This window comes from Nocardia niwae NBRC 108934 = DSM 45340 (genome assembly GCF_001613465.1).
Classification (GTDB): Bacteria; Actinomycetota; Actinomycetes; order Mycobacteriales; family Mycobacteriaceae; genus Nocardia; species Nocardia niwae.
Genome location: NZ_BDCK01000028.1, coordinates 8,742 through 29,977, shown reverse-complemented (window position 1 = coordinate 29,977; position 21,236 = coordinate 8,742). Strand labels below are relative to the sequence as shown.

Sequence of the window (21,236 nt, the reverse complement as noted above, 5' to 3'; positions counted from 1 at the left end):
CGGTGGACGGTTCGTTCTCGCTGAACCCGGTCGTGGAGCTGCGCAGGTTGTTCGAGAGTTTGCCCAGCGCGGTGCGGCGCCCGATCGAGCTGGTGGTCTTCGGGGGAGACCTGCCGCGCGCCGACGTGTCCAGGATGCGGTGGATGGCCGCGGAGCTGCGGGCCGAGGCCGCCGCCATGAACGAGCACGCGGAGGACGCGAAAAAGATACTCGAGCAGGAGGATTCGCTCGGCGCACTGGCTGACCGAGTGCGCGAGATATTGCATCTGCACCACGAGGGCGCGGCCAGGCTGCGGGAGGAAGCGCTGGCCCTGGCCGATCAAGCTCATGGGGCCGCCAACGATGCGGAGAAGACGCTGTGCGTGATGTTCGCGTTCGGCGTCGAGTTGGCCTGGCGCATCATCAGCACGTTGGCGGCAGCCGCCGCGGCCGGTCCGGCCGGAGAGGTCGCGGCGGCTCCCGTGGTGGAGTCGATGCTGATCGAGGGCCGAGGCAGGATCGCGCTGATGCGCGCCGGCCTGGAACAGGCCTACAAGGCGGGCGCGGCGAAGACAGCGGCCCGAGTATCGGCGTTGGGGCCGCACCGGTTCGTTCTCGCGGTCGGCACGGCCGCCGCGCTGCCCGCGGGTGTGGATTTCGGGGTACAGATCGCGCAGGTCGAGTCCGGCGACCGGACTCCGACCGTCAGGGGCCCGAACGGGGAGAACCCGAGGGGTATCGATCTGAAGTCGGTCGAAGCCGCAGCAGTGTCGGGTGCCGGAGGCGCAGTGGGCGGCATAGCCGCGGGCAAGCTCGCGCCCAAGCTCCTGCCCAGGCTGGAGACCAACCGCTCGGCGCTCGGACTGGTGCAGGGGGTCGTGGGCGCGGTGTCCGGTCTGGGTGCGGCGGCATTGGTCACGGGCTGGCCGGAACACTTCGAAGACGTTCTGGCGTCGCTGCTCAGCGGTGGATTCGCCGGGGTCGTGGATGTTCACCGTGGTGCCCACCCGGATCTCGGTTCCCCCTTCGCGGAGGTGGTCGACGGCGGCGGCGCCTACGTTCCCCCGGATCCTTCCACGGTGAGTCTCAGTAAGGATGCCGTGCTGCGGCTGGCGGGGGCTCCTCAGGGTGCGAAATCACTGACGCCCGCTCCGGTGGACAGCACCGGCGGCACCACCCCGCAGGTCGCGACCTCGGCCGTGCCCGGCCACGCTACGGATGCCGGAGCATCGCAGCCTGGACCGAACCTGGTTTCGTCCGGACCACCGGGAGCGACGGGCGATGGGCAGCATCAGTCGGATGAGGCCGGAGACCTGGCGCGGCGCCTCGCCGATTCGGGATCGGGTGAGCAGGCTCAGGCCCCGGATGACCGCACGGACGGCGGGGCGGATGCGGATGGGCAACCGGATGAGCCCCATTCGCTTGCGCGGCAGAGCGACCGGCCAGCGGCAGACCAGGCCGGCGATCGAGAGCCCGGTGTAGACGTTCCCGCCGGTGGCGATGAGACCTCCGGTGGCGGCACGCGGACCGGTGCGGATGTGCCGGGCGGTAGTGGCGCTGCGCCGACCGGTGATCTCGCCCAGGCCGATGATGATGTGCGGGACGGTGCTCGTGCGCACGGCAGTGATGGTGCGCGCGGCAGTGGTGGTGCGTTCGGCGGTGATGGGCACGATGGCGGCGGTGCGCAGGCCGGTGACGCCGGCAATGCGCAAACCGGGGACAGCGGGCACACCGGTGGTGGTGGCGGTGTGCAATCCGGCGATGGGCGGGCCGGTGGTGGTGCTGGGGGTACGGCTTCCGGTGCGGTGTTGTCCAGCGCGGATGGCGGCCACTCCGGCTCGGAACCGCGGCAATCGGCAGCTCATGGCGGGGACCACGCGCGTGCGGTCGGCGGCGCCCGGAGCGCCCGGGCTCCGGGCGGCGACAGTGTGGCCGGGCACGAGCCGGCGGTTGTGCGGCCGGGGAAGCTCGATCCGCCGGTGCAGGTTGGCACTGCGTCCGGTCGCCATGGTGCGGGTCCTGAAGGCCCCGCCCGGATTACGGCGCCGAAGTACGCCGACGTACCGCCGGTGCACGAGCCACCGGCTGTGGAGCAGTCCGAAGACGCGGTGCCCGCCGACGTTCGCCCGTCCGCGCACGACGGACCCGACCGCCCGGCAGGGGAACTGGTACAGGAGCTGGCGGGGTTGCCTTCGGCGGATCCGGCGACGAAGCAGGACCTGACCGCCGAGCAGCAGACGCGGTTCAAAGCTGCGGCGAAGAAGGCGCTGGCGTTGTATCGGCTGCGGCAGCAGGAGCTGGCCGGTGAGTCGTGGGAGCAGCGCAGGCACGCGATGGAGCATGGTGATCGGGCCGAGTCGCTGCTGCGGTACATCGACGCGATGCGCGAGGGGACCGGGAAGACGCCGCGGTGGAATCAGCTCGAGGCGTTCCTGCTCGGTGAGCACGGGTTCATGCGTCAGATGGGCACTGGGCAGGGCAAGTCCATGGTGGGTGCGCTGGATACGTTGTGGCAGTTGTCGCGCGGGGAGCCGGTGGAGTCGGCGAGCGGTGAGTCGGTGCGGGTGCATCATGTGATCACCACGACCGAGGTGCTGGCCAACGAGGGGGTCCGGGAATTCGCGCCGATGCTGCGAAGTCTCGGGTACGAGGTCGCGCGCTGGGATCCGCACGATCCGCCGGGCGAGCCGGACCGCCCGACCGTGTACTACATGACCTACGACGAGCGCGCGACCGCCGAGCTGTTCGACCGGCCGCCACCGGGGAAGACCGCGACCATCGACGAGGCGGACGCGGTGCTGGTGCACAACCAGACGGTGCATTACCAGTCCGAGGGGCAGCGGGAGATCGCCTCGGACGTGGAGGCCGCCGGGGTGCACCGGGTACGTGACTTCATGAAAGCCCTCTTGCGCAGCAGGATCACGGCGGCGAAGGACCTGTCGGTGCAGCTCGAACAGGCACTGCACGATGGGCCGTTGACAGCGGAGGAGGCCGGGGCGGTACGGGCGTTGTCGCCGGACGAGGTCGGGGCGGCGCGGACGCTGACGGCGCGTTCGCTGCGCGAGCAGCCCGAGCAGTGCCTCGACACGGCGAGCCGATTGTGGGAAAGCTATGCGGGGCGGGAATTCACCGCCGAGGAAACCGAGATGGCCCGTGCCTTCCTGGACGTCAAGGCGGGCCGGTTGAAACTGAATCGGGATTTCCAGATCTTCGGACATGATGCCGAGAAGAAAGTGCAGATTCTGGACGAGTACGGGAAGCCGCGAAGCGATCCGAAGATCGGCACCGAGAGCCGGTGGTTCGGAGGCCGCCACAAGATGGTGGAGGCGATGTTCGGCGCCCCGGTGTATTCCGATGGAACGGGATCGAAACAGGTCACCGTGGAGGACGTCCTCGCCGGTTACGAACATCTGCATCTGATGTCGGGCACGCTGGAGCGGACCGCGGCGGAGATCAAAGAGAATTTCCCGGTCGAGGGTGGTTTGGCGAAGGTGGAGGACTTCGGCCGGTCGAAGCTGGCGGGGGAGGAGGATCGGATTTTCCTCACCGAGCCGGACAAATTGCGGGACGCGGTGAGCCGGGTGCAGCAGTTGCAGGCCGAGGGCAGGCCGGTGCTGGTGATCTGCCCGTTCAACGATCTGGCTCGGAAATTCTCGCTGATGCTGACCAAAGCGGACGTGGAGCACAACGCGATCGACGCCCGGTGGTTCGCCGAGCACCGCGACAACAATGCCGCCGAGGAACACTTGCTGGCGGTCAAGGACACCGCGGGTGTCCGGGGTGCGGTGACCGTCGGCACGGGAATGCTCGGCCGGGGCTTCGACGTTTCGATCAGCGACGAGGTCGACCAGTTGGGTGGGGTGCACGCGCACATGCTGGGGCGTTCGCCGACGAACCCGGACGAGGATCATCAGTGGTCGGCGCGGGCTGGGCGCAACGGCCGTAACGGCAGCTTCTGTTTCAACGTCGCCGCGTCCGACCGCCTCTACAGCGAGGCGCGGCAGCACGGTGCGCGCGTCGCGGTCACCCACTATCGGACGGCACTGGCCGAGCACGCCGAAGCCACCGCGAAATACACCGAAGCCGTCCGTCAGCTGGGCGAGACGGATGCGGCCCGACCAAGTGAGGCCGTGCAGGCGGCGCGGACGAAGGTCGCGGCCACCGCGGCCGATGTCGCCGCAGCCGAGCGGGAGATGCGCAGCCTGACGTCCACCCTGCAGAACGACGCGGCCGACCGCATGTATATGGAGCGTGCCATGCGCCGCGCCAATCAGGCCCACGCACCCCCGACCGCGGAAGCTCCCTCACCGACCTCGTCCCAGACCACCATCGCTCCGGGCGCTATGAATGCCGAGCCGGGCACTGTCCATGTTTCGGCGGATGCCGGCCGGAGCAGGTCGGATACCGGCCACGCCGGAGCGGATGTCGACCGTGCCGCGATGGAGGCTGTGCACGCCGGGCCTGACGCCGTCCAACCGCACCTGCGGGGGGACCGGTTCGCGCGGCTGGCCGGGTGGCTCGGGATCCCGGCATCGGTCCAGGCGGCCGCCGCTGTGTTCGACACCGACGATACCGACGACCCGTTGAGCCGACTGCTGGAACGAGCAGGCGTCTCCTCCGCGGCCGTGGAAGTGCTGAACCAGCACCTCGACCACGCCCCGCCCGCGGCGGTGCTGCACGCGGACGCCCTCACCGACGAGCAAGCACTGAATCACCTGACGCCGCGGCGCAACCGGTTGGCCGCCGAACTCGGCTGGGAAGCCGCCCAGGTCGCCGGCGCGGAGGGCGTGCGCCAGGTCGGAGCCGCCGTCGACCCGGCCCGCGCAGAGCTGGCGGCCCTGCTGGACGTTCCCGCCACAGAGGTGAACGCCGCTACCGCCCGCGACGTGCTCGCCGACGCGGTCGCCCGCCTGCTCGCCCCCACCGAGATCGCCGAAGGGCCGGCCATCGAACGCCTCGTTCTCGCCGCCTCCACCTACCTGGCCGTCACCGCCCTGCTCGACCTCGCCGTCGCCATTCACCGGCGCAGCCCGAAGAGTTGCGTCAACAACGGCGTGACGATGATGCGGGTGCTGTACCCGGACAACGAGCACGCCTATCACCTGCCGGACGACATGCCATTGCGCGGCCACGACGCCGATGACACGGAGCGGGCCTTCGGTGGTGCCTTCCGGGCATTCGGGTCGCTGGACGAGGCCGCCGAATCGTTGAGAGATCGGCCCGGGGGTAGCCAGGCGCTGGTCTACAAGTGGATGAACAAGGGGGAAGTGGAAAGCCACCTGGTGCTGCTGGTCAACGACAGTGACCGGGCGGAGGCCCCGAACCTGGTCGTCCTGGACATTGCGGCCGCCCCCGGAGAGGCTCCGATCACCTCGGCGGATCTGGCGGCCCGGCCCGCGCTGCTGAAGAAGGCAGTCCCGTTCCAGCAGTGGCGGCGTGAACAGCAAGCGTTCATCGACCGACTGACGGAGGCCGATCGCCGCGTTTTCGCCATCGAGTTCGACACCAACGGCGAACCCCTCGCCCGCCTTTCCGCGACACAGCGTTCTGCTGTCGCCGCCCAGGACCCAGGACCCCCTCCACCATCGCTCTGGTCGAGCCGTGCCCCACCACTGCGGCGGAACGAACTCGCACTCGCCGGTCATCGCCCGCCCGGCGGCGACGGCTCGTCACCCGGAAGCTCCGTTCCGGCCGATACGCACACGGCACCGTCGAACCTCGGCTCCGGCCCGGCGAGGCCGCACCACGAGCCGGAGTTCCTTCATGCGGGGGATCTCACCGCTGAGCGGATGACGGGGCCTGGTCTCGTTCCCGAGCAGCTTCTGCTCACCCAGGAGAATGCCGTCGCACTGGCGGATGCACTGACCGAACGCGATCAGGCAGTCCACCGGATCACCGATCGGGTGCGCGAATTGGAGCACGCGCTCGCGCCACTGGCCGGTGCATCGGGAACGGTAGACGTGGTGTCGCTGGCGGGTATCCGCGATGAGCTGAATACATTCCTGGATCAACGGTTGGCCACATACGCCGAAACCGCGGAGGGACAGCGTGATCAGATGATCGCGACCCTGCGTGACGTCACTGCGCACCCGCGGCTCGACGAGAGAGACATTCGGGTGCTCGCCGAGATGATCCCGGTCAAGCGCAGTAAACTCGCCACGTCGCTTCCCGGGATGAAAGATCGTTATGCCCAGGAGTTGCTCACGGCGGCTCGGGTTCGGCTCGCGGAACTGGATTCGCATCGGGCGGAAGTCTTCCGAGTCGATGACGCGATACGAAGTTTACAGCGCGGAATCCAGGGGAGACTCGACCGCGCGGCAAAGATGTTCTATGACCGCGGTTCGCGCAGGACAGTCCGGGGTTTGCTCGACGGCATCGATTCGATGCGGTCCGAATTATCGGCGGCGCGTCGGGATATCAGCGTTGGATGGCAGGATATCCCGGAAAACCGACTGGCACCGTTGCTGTCGGAGATCACCCGAGGTCTGCGTAGCAGAGAGAACGTAGTCGAAGCAGTAGCCCTTGCCGCGCCCCGGCACATCGCCGTGATCGTCGATGACGCGCTGAGGACTGTCGAACAGTCCGCGGTCAACATATTCGCCGAATCGTCGATGCGGGGATTCGTGTTCCGGGATCACGACGCGAGGAACGTCAGGGCTTTGGAAGACGCTATAGCCCGCGTGCGCACGATCGTGCACATTCCCGAGAGCACCCCCGATCTGTACACCCGAGTAGTGGACAGGTCGGCAGAGCGCCGATCCGATTTCGATGCCTTCGTGGATCCGGCCGACACACTGTACCTGCACTTCACCCCGAATATTCGCGCCATCGCCACAGCGGGCATGATCCGGTCCGGGGCACACGAGGAGGTGGTCAACACCACGGCAGCCCACTCCGCCGGGGTGCATTTCATCAAGCCGGGGAACTGGCAGGGCACGGAAAACTTCAACATGTACGTCGGATACGCCGGACTCCGCCGCACACTCAGTGGCACTGTATTGCCTGACCCGCTCGGCGCGATCGTCGTCATGCCCCTGGGCGCGATCACAGAGACAACGCCGTTACGCAACGAAGCCAAGACGACCGCACCGGACGAGGCTCATCTGGCCAGCGACGCCACGTTCCGTCCATCGAACGGGAGTCCCAGATACGCCTACCCTCTCGACGACGCCTACATCATTCCCTGCTACAGCGACCTTCAGGTCTCTCGGGAGCAGCGTCTGATCATCGATCCCGACACCGGGGAACGAAGCTCGCGACCAGTTGCCGAGCCGATCCGCGACGCCTTCCGCCGCGCGGGATACGACGAGGCGTGGATCGAACGGCACGTCATCGAGCTACCAGAACGCATCGCAGCGGACCCCGACACTCGCACCCTCCACGGGGCGTACGACCGTACCCAAAGGTTGATCCGGCAGGCCCAGGACGAGATCAAGCGGCGGATGGCCGAGGACGGGAAGTACACGGATCGACTCGTCCTCCCCTTGTCCACCGAGCACGGGCGACAGCTCGAGACCCTCGATCTGCACGGCACAACGCGGCGGGGCCACCACTCGACATCAGATCTCGCCATCGAACGGCTGATTGTCACCGATCGGCACCCGCTGGGCAGTGGCGCGGAGAAACCGCAGAGCGCAAGCACGCCATGGAAACAGGGCAGCCCGCAACGTGATTCGGAGGGGCCGACCGATCAGCCGGGTTCGTCGGTTGTGTTCTCCTCGGGGGCGGCCGGGGAGCGGCTTCCTGCGGCGGCGGGGCAGTCGAGTGATGGCGACGCCGAACAGCGCGCCCGTCCGCGCGGGCCGGACGGTCTCATCGGCAGCCGGGCATCGTTCGATCCGGAAGGTGGCGCCGAACGGCGAACGGCGGAGGCCGGTACGCCGGGATCGGACGGCCTGCTCGATGCCGGTGAGCTCGGTTGGTTACTGACCGAGCACGGTGTCGTGGTGGGACGTGCGGCGGCGCGGGTATTGGGTTCCGACATGCCGGGTGACCCGGATGTCGTCGAACTGTCGGTTCCGGAATGGCTCTACCAGCGGTGTGCGGTGGAAGACTGGACCCAGGACGACGAACAGCGGTCGGTGTTGGCGCGTGGCCGGTTCCGGGTGTCGGTCGGTTGGCCCGGCGTCGGGACCGACGTGGTCTCACACGAAAACCTCGCAGGCCGGTCGTGGCAGCCTGCCGGGGGTGGGCCGAAAGTCGCTCTGCCGGCCGATGTCTATGCCTGGACGCAGGAGACGCAGGATCGGGCGGCAGCCGACCGGATCAAGGATCACCTGCTGAATCCGGCGTGTCCGCCGCTGCCCGCCGAGGTCATCGCGCGCGAGATCGACGAGGTGACCGAGCTGCTGCGGGCGCGGGTGCCGCGGGAACAACTGGCCGATCCGGAGATCCGGCGCGGGATACGGCTGGCAGCAGAGGGACTTTTCGCCAACCGGACGCTGTACGGTCATCCCGACATCGGTCGTGCCAATCATCTGCACAACGACGCCTTCGAACTGCCTGAGTTCGGGGTGGCCGCCTTCTATCACAACGGTATGGGCGTGGCCGAGGACCTGCGCCACATCGTGGACAACGGCGTCCTCCAGAGCGCCGACCTGCGCGAGATCGTCTCGGCGATAGTCGCCGACGCATGGAGCGATCTCGTCTACGGCGGCGGGCGGCGCGCCGACAACCCAGAGGGCTACGACGAGTTGCGCTCGGCGCAATTGCTCCATGACCGTGCCCTGTCGCACGGCTGTGACGCGAGCACCGCCCGGATGCTGGGGTTCGCCGTGAACGGCACCGGGTTCGACGAGCGGACCGGATTCCAGATGATCTCCTCACCCGCGGCTGTCGAGGAGCTGCGGCAGCGGTGGGGGGAGATGACCGAGGGCGAATTTCACACGGCGAAGCGAGTTGCCCGGTGGGTCGCCGCCGCTGATCTGCAAACGTTGTCCGAACCCGACGCGGTCGTGCAGAGCATCGAATTGGCACTCGAGGACCTCATGTCGCGCCGCTTCGATCCGGCGCGTGTTTTCGGGCGAGTCCTGTCCGAACGGGGCGCTCGGGTCAACGACGTCGAGGAGGCGCTGCGGCTCGTCGACCGGTACGGGCGCCTGACGCCGGAAGGTGGCCATGTCACCGTGCGTCAGGCTTTCATCGACCGCCTGCGCGAGAATGCCCGGTTCACGCATCCCGACAGCGGGTACCAGCCGCCGGACGAGTGGTTGCCTGCCAACCGGGACATGCGCCGCGACCACGCCGCGAAGCTCCGGGAGATGGCCGACCGGTTGGCGAGCGACCCGGTCTATACGCCACTGGACGCCTATCGCGACGCTCGCTCGCACGCGGCCGAGATGCGGGAGAAATACAGCGGTTTCCGATGGCAAGTGGTCGTCCGGCCCGGCGCTCACGCAGCGGACTCCCTCCGCCTCGCGGCCACCGGCGCGGCTCGGCTGCCCGAGGCGGAACCGTCCGGAATGTCCGAGGCCGTCATCGAGGCGATACCGCGGATCGCGGAGATCGTCCGCGCCCGGATCGGCGATGCGCCCGTGCTCGTCGTGACCTCCTCGCAGGACACCGACGGCCGACCGCGATTGGTCGCTCAACTCGACTACACCCGACCGGATGCCACCGATCCCGACCCCGGTATGACGTCGGAGGAACTGCGCCGCGAGCTGTCCGACGTGGACTGCCGCATCGACCTCGAGTCGGCCGCTCCGCTGCCTACGGGCGAAGTCTGGCATCGTCTCCGGCTCGACTTCACCAGACAGCGGATTCTGGTGTGCTGCGCCCTGTGGGGGTTGGGCGAAAGCGGCATGGCTACGTTGACCGTGGCGCTGTGCCAGGCGCTGGCGGAGGCCGGGCACGCGGTGACGGTTCGGGCAGGAGAGGTGGAGCGCGCTCCCCGGATCCGTGGTGTGCAGGTGATCGGCGACCGTGACAGCGAGCCCTCCGCTGTCCCGCGTGAGCGGATGCTGTCCAACTGGGACGAACTGCCGGAATCGATGGATTTGGTGATCGTGCACGATGCCGGCGACGGTCTCGCCGCTGCGCTGGCTGCCGAGCAGCGATATCCCACAGCGAAACTCGTTCGCGTCAACCATCTGACGCCGATGCTGTTTCACACCCTGCACAACAACCCGGAACGTGGCCGGGCCAAGCTCGCGGCCGATGTCTTTCTGGCGCGGCGTGCACGTCTGGTGGCGGGGCTGGGACCGGTGCTCGCCGCCGACGCGCTGTCGTCGGCGGTCATGGCGGGGCACGGCTCGGTGCACGACCTTCAGCCGGGTCTGGTGATGGCCGAGCAACCGCCGGTTCCCGCGCCGGGCAGCCCGGCGCGAATCCTGCTGTTCGGCCGTGCGGACGACCCGTTGAAGGGCGTCGCGGAGATCGCCCGGGTGGTGCGGCGGCTGCGGGCCGGTGGGCGGGACGCGCGACTGATCGTGCGCGGTTATCCGAGCCGTGGCATCGAGTCGGTCCGCGCGGAACTGGTCAGGCTGGTCGGCGCCCCGCACGCGGTCGAGGTGGCGCCGCGGACTTCGGATCGTGCGGTGCTGCAGGAGGATATCCGGACCGCGACGGTCGTGGTGATGCCGTCGCGTGCCGAGGGTTTCGGCTTGGCCGCCGCCGAGGCGATCGAGCAGGGTGTGCCGGTCGTAGTACCTTCGTCCAGCGGAGTGGGCAAGTTCCTCACCGAGTTGGGCGAGTACCGCGAGCAGGCGCAACAGTTCAACATCGTCGAGCAGCAGCTCGGTGCGGCGCCGGAGATCGAGACCTGGGCCGCCGCACTCGGATCCGTACTCGACGATGTGCCTACCGCGTGGGCTGCCGCCGGTCGGTTGCAGCAATTGCTGCAGCCGTTCACTCGCAGACGCAGCGCGAAGATGCTCGTGAATGCCGCGCTGAACACCGACCCGCACCCGCGCCGGGACATCCGGCCCTCTCGCGCCCGGGTGACGCTCGAAGACGGCGATGTGGTGGTGCGCGGCGAGGGAACCGAGTACGAGCTGATACTCGACGTGGCCGACGCGATGGAAACCGATCCCGCGGTGCGGCGGGCCGTCATGGGGTACACGGTCGTGAAGTTCGCGCCGTCGCGGGACCCGCTGCCTATCCGGCTCGCGGCGGCGCGCGTGGACGAGTGGCTGTTCGATCCGTCCGCGACAACGGCTACGTGGCGCCATGGTTCGCGCGCGAGCATCCTGCGGGCGTTCGTGGCGACGGTGTCGGCGAAGGGATTCGGCGCGACCACCATCGATGACGTCTGCCGGCGCGCGCGGATCTCTCGGAAGGCCTTCCTCGACCGCTTCCTGACCACCGATAGCGTTCTGGCCGACGCACACCGGGAGGCCCTGAGCAACTTGAACCAACTGGTAGTCGACGAAGTGGCCGCTGTGCCGGCGTCCAACCGCGCCGCTCGTCTCACCACCGCGGTGGACACGTATGTGAGTGCCCTGGCCGCACGCCCGGCCACGGCGCGCCTGCTGCTGGTCGAGGGATTCGCCGCAGATCCGGGAACACGCGCCGAACTCGGCGTCGGCATGACCGACGAGATCGCCGCCACGCTCGCGACCGTGTTCGAGGAATCGACGTCGGCCCCGGAGCGCCGCGCCCTAGCGGCAGCGGTCCACGGCATGCTCGCCGACTGGGCCGCGACCGGCGACGCCACCGCCGTGCCTGCCCTCCGCCGAGGACTCGTCGATTTGCTCGGGAACGGCACGACCCCGGCGGTGGGCTCGGCGGACGACCACCCGGCCGACGTTCTGCAGTCGTCTCGAGAACAGCGCAGCCGCTCGGCGCCGGAGGCGAACCCCGACGAGCGGGAGCGGATCCTCACACAGCTGGTCGCGGTCACGGCCGAACAGGGTTACCTCGAGATGTCTCTGGAGACGGTCCAGCGGCGCGCCGGGGTGTCGCCCCAGACCTATCGGGAGCTGTTCTCCGACAAGCGAAACGGCTTCGAGGCCGCCTGCGCGGCAGCCGTCGAACGGGTGCGGATCGCCGCCCGGACCGCCATACCGGACACCGTGACCGACGACCCGCCGGCACGGCTGCGCGCCGCCGTCCACGCCTACCTCACCGCCCTCGCGGAGCATCCGGACGAGGCCCGCGTGCTGCACTTGGACCTGCTCGCACCCGGCCCCGTAGCACACCGGCTGCACGACCGGCACCGGGCCATGCTGGCCGCGCACTTCGTCGATGTGGTCGACGAGGGTGACGCCCGTACCGCCCGGCTCCTCGCCTCCGCCGTCGCGGGAGTCGTCACCGATCGGATCCTTTCCGGCCGGACCAGGACCGGAAGCCGACGGTCCACCGCGGGCGAGTCCGAGCGGATCGCTGCACTGCCCGGATTCGCGCCGGTGGTGACGGCCGCGGTCGGATCTCTCCTCCCGGACCTCGCCGGGAACATGGCCGCCGACAGTGGCGCTCCCGGGCACCAGCCCGCCGGACCGGACCGGTCGGACGACTACATCGGCAGCAGACCGCGAGAGCGGGTTGGTGAATCGGACGCCGCGGGTCGCGCGGACCCGCGGAGGGTGACGGGCGAAGGAGACCGTCCGCCCGGATTCATCGGCAGCCGTCCCGGGGAGCAGCCCGATCCGTTGGACGCCTCGCGGGGCGCGTGGCTGAAGGCGTTGCGGCTCGAACAAGGGATGAAGCAGAAGGACGTTGCGCAGGCCGCGGGTCTGACCAATTCCGCACTGTCCAATATCGAGAAGGGGCGACGGACGACGCTCGGCACTTTTCAGCAGGTCTGCCGCGCGCTGGGATTCGAGGGCGAGGCGCTGATCGAGGCCGCTCGGCGTTTCTATCCGGATGTCGATTTCGAAACCGATGTCGCCGCGCATGATTCGCTGGGTGGCTGGGTTGGCGCGTATCGCAATATCCGCGGCATGAAGAAGGCGGACCTCGCACGCGCGGTCGGAGTGACGCTGACGCGGATCTGGGAGGTCGAGAACGGGGATCGCCCGCCCCCGAACCTCTTCTTCCGGATTGCACGAGCATTGGGCGTGGGACAGCAGGCGCTGGCGGCGGCTGCGCGTAGCTTCTATCCGGAACTCGTGCTCGATCTCGATCCGGCGGCGCACGATCCGGCGTCAACCGGTACGTGGATCATGGCGCTGCGGCACAGCCGGAACATGACCCAGGCCGAACTGGCGCGGACTGCGGGCACGTCGGCGGGTTACATCGACGGAATCGAGGGCGGGGAATACACTCCGAGCTCGATCATCTTCCGGCGGATCTGCCGGGCACTGGAAGTCGCGCCGAAGCTCCTCGGCACGGCCACGCACCACTTCTATCCGGAACTCGAACTCGATCTCGCCCCGCGCGCGCACAACCCCGCGTCACCGGGCGGCTGGATCGTGGCTGTGCGTCACGACCGGGATATGACCAGGCTGGAGCTCGCGAAAGCGATCGGGCCCGGCTGGGGTCATCTCGGCAAAATCGAGACCGGAGAGTATGTGCCGAGGTTCGCGGTTTTCCGGCGTATCTGCGAGGTATTGGGCATCGACGACGAGTTGCTGCGGATGGCAACCAGGCAGTTCTATCCGCACATCGATCTCGACCTCGAGCCGGCGGCACACGACCTCGGCGGTTGGATTACCGCGCTGCGTAACGACCGGGACATGACGCGCGTCGAACTCGCCCGTGTGACCGGTCTGTCCACGAAGTACCTGGCACAGGTCGAGACCGAGCATCGACGGCCGCAGTTCGGCACGTTCCGGCGAATCTGCCGGGGGCTGGGAGTCTCGGGCAGCCTGCTGATCCAGGCGGTGCGGGACTTCTACTCGGACATCACCGCCGATATCGATCCCGCTGCACACGCATCGCTGGGGAGTTGGATTGCGGCGCTGCGTCACGACGAAGGAATGACGACGACCGAGCTCGCGCGGCGGATAGGGCTGCCTCGCAGGTCTCTTTCGGATATCGAGAACAACCGCTATCTGCCGCGGCTGAGTAAATTGCGGCACCTGTGTCAAGCACAGAGCGTCGGTGGCGAATTGCTGCTGGAGATCGTCGAGCGATTCTATGCGGATCGATTCGAGCGATCCGGCTATCGAGACGAAGAGGAACTGTTCGGACGGTACGTCGTGACTCGGGTGGGTTCGTCCGCGGAAAGGGAGGTCCAGGACGAGATCCGCGAGAGGTTCGCGTGGATCCCGAAGGCGGTCGCGCGTCGCGAAGATCCGGCTATTCGGGACGAGGTGGAACAGGTTGCTTGGATCGGGATGCTGCTCGCGATCCGTAATCACGTTCCGTCTGCGTCGTTCGCCGCGCACGCGTGGGCCAGCTGCCGCGGAGCGGTACTACGGTACCGTCTCGCGCTCCGAGTGCCCGATCTCGACGACCGCATTCTGCGGCTGGACGCTCCCATCGGCGGCAGCGACAGGTCGGGACACTCGGTCGTAGCCGATCCGGCGCCTGCACGGTCCTCCACGACAGGCTTCGTGCGGAAGGTCCGCGCCGCACTGGCCGACATGGACGATGCCGCCACGGCGGAGCGGCTGGTCATGCTTCATCTGGTCGAGGGCGTTTCCTTTACTCGCACCACTCAGCTGCTGGGGCTGCCGGTCGATATCGCGGCAGACCTGCGCGCCGAGACGGTCGCCCGCTTGCGCCGTGCGTTCGCCCGTCGTGAACCGACTGTCCGCACCGCAAAAGAACAGAACCGGCCGACACCGTGGACTACCGCGAGGGCACAGCCGGATCAGCCACCGATTCCACCGGTGTCGCGCGGCGATTCCGGGCAAGGCGAGGGCGGAACCGGGCCGGGCGGATTCATCGGGAGCAGACCGCCCGAACCGGGGGAGTCCGCAGGCAGGCCGACGCCGTGGGCGCGGCTCTCGAACAGTGGTGATGCCCACGAAGGCGTCGGCGGCGAGGGAGAAGCGGCTGCGACGGTCGGGGCCGAGGCGGTGGAGCATCCTGCGGTATCCGCGTCGACCAGTGTCGTGGAGTTCTTGCTCGGGTACGTCACTCGGAGAGACACGTTCTACTGGTGTCAGCTGAATCCGGACAGCCTCTTCGCCGACTGGGGCTGGTCGAGTGACGAACAGCTTCCCGACGACGTGCCGCGCAGCTGTATCGACATGGTGGTGGCCGCCGCCGTCGCCGCCGGTGCGCTCGGCCGCGCTCAGGTCCCGGCGATCTACCACTGGGACGACCCTGAGGACTTCGCCCAGCGCTGGGTGCACGAACTGCCCGACCTCCTCGTTCCGTCCGGACGGCAACTCCTCGCCGACCGTGCCACCGGGCCACGCCCACAGCGCGGTGACGTGGTGATGTGGTTCGGTGCTGGTGAGGCGGGCGGACCGGAGCGGCTGATGCATATCGCGGTGGCAGACGGCAACTCCGATGACCGGGCCGACTCCGCCTCCGTGCTTTCGTTCGCCGCCGATTGCTCCTGGCTGGTGTCTCAGCCGCGCCGCGGCGCGACCAAATTGAGCGGCGTCGAACTCACGACAATCGCGGACCTCAGTAGCACCATGCTGGCGAACTGGTCGCGCACGGTACGTGTCGAGTTCGGACCCGGCCCGTGGACGCAGCCACCGGTGATCGGCGGGGAGCTGCGCGTGCCATCGAGCCGGGAATCGCGGGCCTTCCGGCCGTTCAACAAGAAGAATTGGCGCCGTGAGTTCCCGGGCTTGGCCGAATGGGTGCGGGGACGGCCCGACGCACAGCGATTGACCGCCACGTTCGACGAGTGGGAGCGAGCCGAGGATGCCGCGGGTGCGCCGACGCGACTGGCCGAGCTGGTCGACGCCGGCGTGTCGGGCACGCGGATCGAGGAGGCGCTGCGGTCGTCCACCGTGTTGCCGATCGACGGACACCCGCAGGTGGCGGTGCGGGTGGACCGGGACGGCAAGCCGACCGGCCTGATCGTCGCGAGCATGGGCAGGCACGGCCGTGTCCTGCGCAAGTTGTTCACCGAACGCCCGGACTTGCTGGACACGATCCCGCGCGACGGTGGCCGCCTGCGGATCTCCCACACCGGCGTGCGGCTGCGGTCCGACGGCGAGGTCCGCAGCGAGCATCTCCAGCCCGACGACGCCGATCCGAGCCGGAAACTGATCCCGGGCCGACTGCTGCACGAGTACCTGCGGCTGTGCAGCGTGGGAGCGCTCGACAAGCCGGGCGCCAAACCCGGGAAAGCACCGAAACGACCGAGCTTCGAGCAGTGGACAGCGGCGCTCCCGCGAAGCGTGTTCAAAGGTCCCGGTGACACCTCCTACACGATGACGTCCCTCGGCCACCTACTGACCGACCGGGCGGTCGAGGAAGCGTGCAGGCCACCCCGGGCCGATCACCCCGGCGATCCGCACGGCGCCCTGGCGGCGCTGCGCCGAATCGTCCTCGAAGTCCCCGACGATGTCGTCCGCCCCGCACCGACATCGGAACAACCGGCGCCGCTGACCGAGCGCTCCAGCGAAGTGCTCGACCTCGGTGTCATGTCAGCGCGTGTCACGGTCGGTAAGGACCCATCGGGCCGGTGGCGTCTGCTCACGCAGCCCTACGCCCCCGAGTACCCGGGCGATGTGCTCACGCAGTGGTGTGCGCAGCTGGATGCGGGCAGCCGCCGCCGTTTGCTGAGCCTCATCCGAGGGCAGTTGAACGGCCGAGTCGTCGGCTCACCCACCAGCCCCGATGCCGGACCGAGCGGCTATATCGGCAGCAGGCCGGAGGACTCCTCCGATGCGGAGCCACCGACCGGGCCGACCCCGAACGAAGGCTCTATCGCTAGCCGTCCATCGAGTTCCACACCGGAGCCGGACGGTCGGCAGCCCATCGAGGAAGATCCAGCGGTCCGGGACGAGCCCGCGATGCCGGATCCGGTGCATGCCACGCACCAGGAACTCACTGATTGGGCCGCTCAGCTGCCGGATGGTGAAGTACAGCGTTTTCTCGCCGAAAAGCGAGCTGAATCGTCTGCTCATATGGCAGCCGTGCATCGCGGCCGACCACCCGCGGTCGACGTGGCCATCGGGACGGCGCGAGCACAGATCGCCTTGACGGCCGAGCAATGGCGGCGGTTCACCGACGGCAGTACCCGACCGTCCATCGCCGACGCCCGGGCCGCAGCCGACGCCGCGACCGCCGTCTTCCACATCGTTGGAGCGCTCCCGATGGCAGCGACGCCGCCATCGGCGTTCACCGATGATCCCGGCGGTTTGCTCGACCTGCTGGCTCGATTCCCGGAGCGGCTGCTGATGACCGCCGGGGTGGACCAGGCAACCGGGGCCGACGCAGGGGACTGGGCGCGCCGCGCCGATGCTTTCCTGACCGAACACCGAGGCGGCGATTGGGATTCGGAACTGATCCGGTCGCTGCGATCGCTGCCGGCGAAGGCAGAACAGTTCGCGCACGCGCTCACCGGCTCCGATCGCGCCTTCGGCGCGGCGGCCGCGCAGTACATTCCGGATGCCTACCGCGCGGCACTGTATTCCCTGACCCGAACCCGAGATGTCGAGCAGGCGGTGGATCGGCTGCGCGACGTGGACCACGCGGTCGCGGCGGCGGTGGACCGTCTCGGATCGTCCCGGCCCGCCGCCGACGCGGGCTTGTCGCTACTTCAGCTGCGCATCGATATTCACGAAGCCATTGCCTACGCGGCCGACGCCGTGGCATCCGCGATGCGGGCCAGCACTCTTCTCGGGCTCGAGAAGAATCCACTCCTGCCGCGGATGGTGACCCGGCTCGTCGACGACCTCGAGGTTCTGGCCCGTCACGGTTCGGAAGGGCCGAGACCTATTCGGCCCGTCTATGCCTCGCATCGGGTGACGTCCGAGGAACCGTTCACCGACGACGACTATCGGGAAGCCATCGGCTCCAATTTCCATCCTCGGGTGCTCGGTGTGCACGACGGACAGTTCCGCACGCTGCAAGGTACGTCATTCGAACCGCTACGGACCGGGACAGAAGGGATTTCCTTTGTCATGGACCGGTGGGGCCGGATGGTGGGTGAGAACGAGCACGCCCACATCATGCACGTGCTGGCTGCCATGGGGGACGAGGCGGCCGGCTGGGGTGTGGTCTTCACCGACGAGGACGGCCGCCCGGTCGGGCAACTGCATCCCTATGCGTTGGGCGGCCTGTCCGACCCGATGTGCACAACCCAATTGCGCGATGTGCTGATACGGGCAGGATTCGACCTCACCGACACCAATTTCAACAACGAATCCCTCGGTCGGCTGTGGCAGGGCGAATTGCCCTCGCTGCCGGATCTGTTCACTATGCGCAAGTGGGGCCTGCTGAACAGCATCGAGGCGACCTTCGGCGCGTACGCCGACCGTTTCTGGGTGCGGACCGATAGCGAAAAGATCACCCAAAGCCCCGACGAGGTGCGGGTGCCACTGACACTCGGGCCATTGCGCCGAGCGCCCGGACACGTCGACGTAGTCGTTCATCGTGCGGGCGAGCACATCATCGTGCGGTACGGCGACGCCGACCCGGGTGCCGAACCCGAACAGGTTTCACCGGTGTTCCAGGCCTTCCACGAGCGGATGACGAGGTGGGTCTCCGAGTCCAGCGGTGTCATGTTCCACCCCGACACCGAGGAAGTGGTCGCCACATTCGTTCAGCCACAAGATGGTCCGGGCAGCGCGCACAACCGCCCCGACGGCAACATCGGCAGCCGCCCATCGGACTCCCCAGCCGATTCGGACGGTTCGCCCGGCCGTTCATCCGCGGTGTTCGCACCCGATACACCTGCGTCGCAGGTACGAGATTCTCTGGCGGAGGCGCTGACTTCTCTCGGAGCGGCCACCACCTCGGTCCCCGCCCGACTGCTCGAGGTCGCTGCGTCGCTGGTGAACTATGGTCTGGCAGCCGCGGGTGGCGACAGCGTCGAAGTTTCTCTGGCGAGCAGAGACGACGACAACGGCTTCGCGGTCTCCGGAATGCTGTCCGGATCGACCGTGGTCCGCGCCCGTCGAGCTCTGGAGTCGGAGTTGCTGGGCAAGGGGTTCGGCACGTTCGAGTGGCGAGGTCGGACGGGCGAAACGGATTCCTGGTCGGTTCACCTGTGGGTAACTCGAAATAGCATCGTCCACGTGGACTCCGCGCAGTTGGCGGGGCTGGCAACGCTTTTCGGTGTGGATCAGGTGAACTCTGCGGTATCCGCGGCGGTCGGGCGGGCATCACGACGCTGGGGTGGCCTGAAGTACACCGGTGCGCTGGCGGTCGAGGTGCACGGTGGGCGACTCCGGGTGCGAATGATGGGGACCGTTCCCCTTGAGGGTGTCGCTTACGAACCCCCCATGCTGTTCGAGAAAACCATTACGCCGCCCGGCCCGGACCGGCCCGGCGGGTTCATCGGCGGTCGGCCGCCCGAGGCCGCCGACGCGGTACAGACAGACGATTCGGGGCCAGAGGAAGGCGATCGCCCATCCGGGCCCATCGGGAACCGCTCACCGGAGCGGCCAGATGATGCCGGACCGGATAAAGCGAGAGAGTCGACGCCGTGGTCACGCTCGAGCACTCGGACCGGAGCGTCCGACCCGGCTGATTCCACCCATCGCCCCGAGCCGTCGGATACCACTCGGTGGTCCCGGCCGACCGACAGCCCGTCTCCGGAACAGACGACGTCGCTCGAGTGGGCGGGCGAAAACACGAGAGGGCCCGACAAGGTCGCGGAGGCACCCGATGTGAAGCAGATCCAGGCCATGCAGGGCCGTCCGGGAGTCACGATCGAGTTGCTGACCTTCGAGGACGACACACATGTCCTCCGGGAGGTCTACGACGATGTCGACCAGGCCATGTCGGAGTGGACGAAAGCGATAATCGGCAAAGTGATGGGCGCGCCGATCGCCGAGGTGCGACTGGAGCCACCTGTTTACCATGTCCTCTACCGGGATTACGTGGCCGAGGGAGCGCTCGACAACCCCCGCGCGGTCGACATGTTGGGCCTCTTCGCGGCGATCACCGGCAAAACCAGCCCTTTCGCCGCCGCCTTCGTCCGCCACGTCAACGGCCGCAGCGTGTGGCAGGACCACCACCTCCATCGGCAGGACATCGTCGAAATCGGACGGCTGGTGAAGTCCGCTGGGGAGTGGCTGGCGCAACTGGCGTTTCCCGGGTCGATCTCGAGGACAGTGCTCGACACGCAGATGGCGGCTATGTCCGCGTTGCGTGAGGTGGCGCAGCACGCCCCTGAGCATCCGCTGTGGATGGCAGGGCTGGACGACAAAGCGCAGGCCAGGACCAGATTGGTCGCGAAATTCGAGCTCGATCACCCCTATATCGAGCTGTCCGGGCTCATCAGTCCCCACATCCCGGAGAATGTGGTCCGGGAAATCCTGGGGAAATTGGATGACCTGCTGGGCAAGTATCGGTACGCTCCCGGTTTCCGCAAGCTCATGACCAACATTCGCGTCTTGAAGATCGATTTCTTGGTGGGCGCGCGCGCCTCTGCCCGCGGTCTATGGACGAAGAACGTCGAGACCGGCGCGCTTTCCCCCGCCCGAACCGTATTGACATTCAGTTTGCAGTACGCGTCCGATAGGGAGAGCGCTCTGGCCGACAGCGCCCGTCGTCGCCTGTATGGACTGCATCCGAGCAGTGCGCAAACCTATGCGGACGATGTCTGCCACGAATTCGCCCACGCGATCGACCATGCCACCCACTATGCGCTCAGCGATGATCTCGCCGCTGTACTGAGGGAGGCCCACGGAAAGTTGATGAGGTACGGGTTGACCGAGAGCTATGGGGAATGGCGCAGCCACCTGCCCTCGTACGCCTTCGAAGATTCGACCAAGACCAGAATTCATCCACGCGAGGCCATCGCGGTCGGATTTGCCGACGCGGAGATCAACGGCATTTCCGTCGGTACGCCGCAATGGGTCATCCACGAGTACGTCACGAAACTCCGACCGCCGGAGATAAGGCCGGTACACGTCGACACATATCAGCGAGACCGTCCCGGTGTTTGATCGGCATACCGCGGCCTCCGCAAGCATCGACACGAACCAGCGGAAGATCCACCGGGGTGCCGCGGTCCGGGTCCTCGGGGCGACGACGGGTCCGGAGTCGGACCGATGGGATGACGGTCGCTCGATCGCGCTCGCTGTCCGGCCGACCTGAGCGCAAGCCCGGCAGAACTTTGCGACAGCGGGTGGTGATCGTTCCCGGCGCCCTGTCGGGCTGCCGCAACTCGCTCGCGAAGTCTTCGGCCGACTCGGCCCCATGCGGAAGGTCCACGGGCTGAGTTCCATGGTGTTTGAGCATCGGGCTCGGTGGGTAATACCCCTGCGACCCGGTGTAGGCAGGTCACA

Annotated in this window: 1 protein-coding gene; it reads left to right on the top strand. The window is 67.9% G+C overall.

Translation table 11 applies throughout. The annotated features are described in order from the left end of the window. Positions 1–2 precede the first annotated feature (2 nt). Positions 3–20,894 carry a helix-turn-helix domain-containing protein gene (locus NNI01S_RS19995; RefSeq protein ID WP_157114874.1) on the top strand — a complete coding sequence of 6,964 codons (20,892 nt, stop codon included), beginning with the start codon at positions 3–5 and terminating at the stop codon, positions 20,892–20,894. The last annotated feature ends 342 nt before the right edge of the window (positions 20,895–21,236 follow it).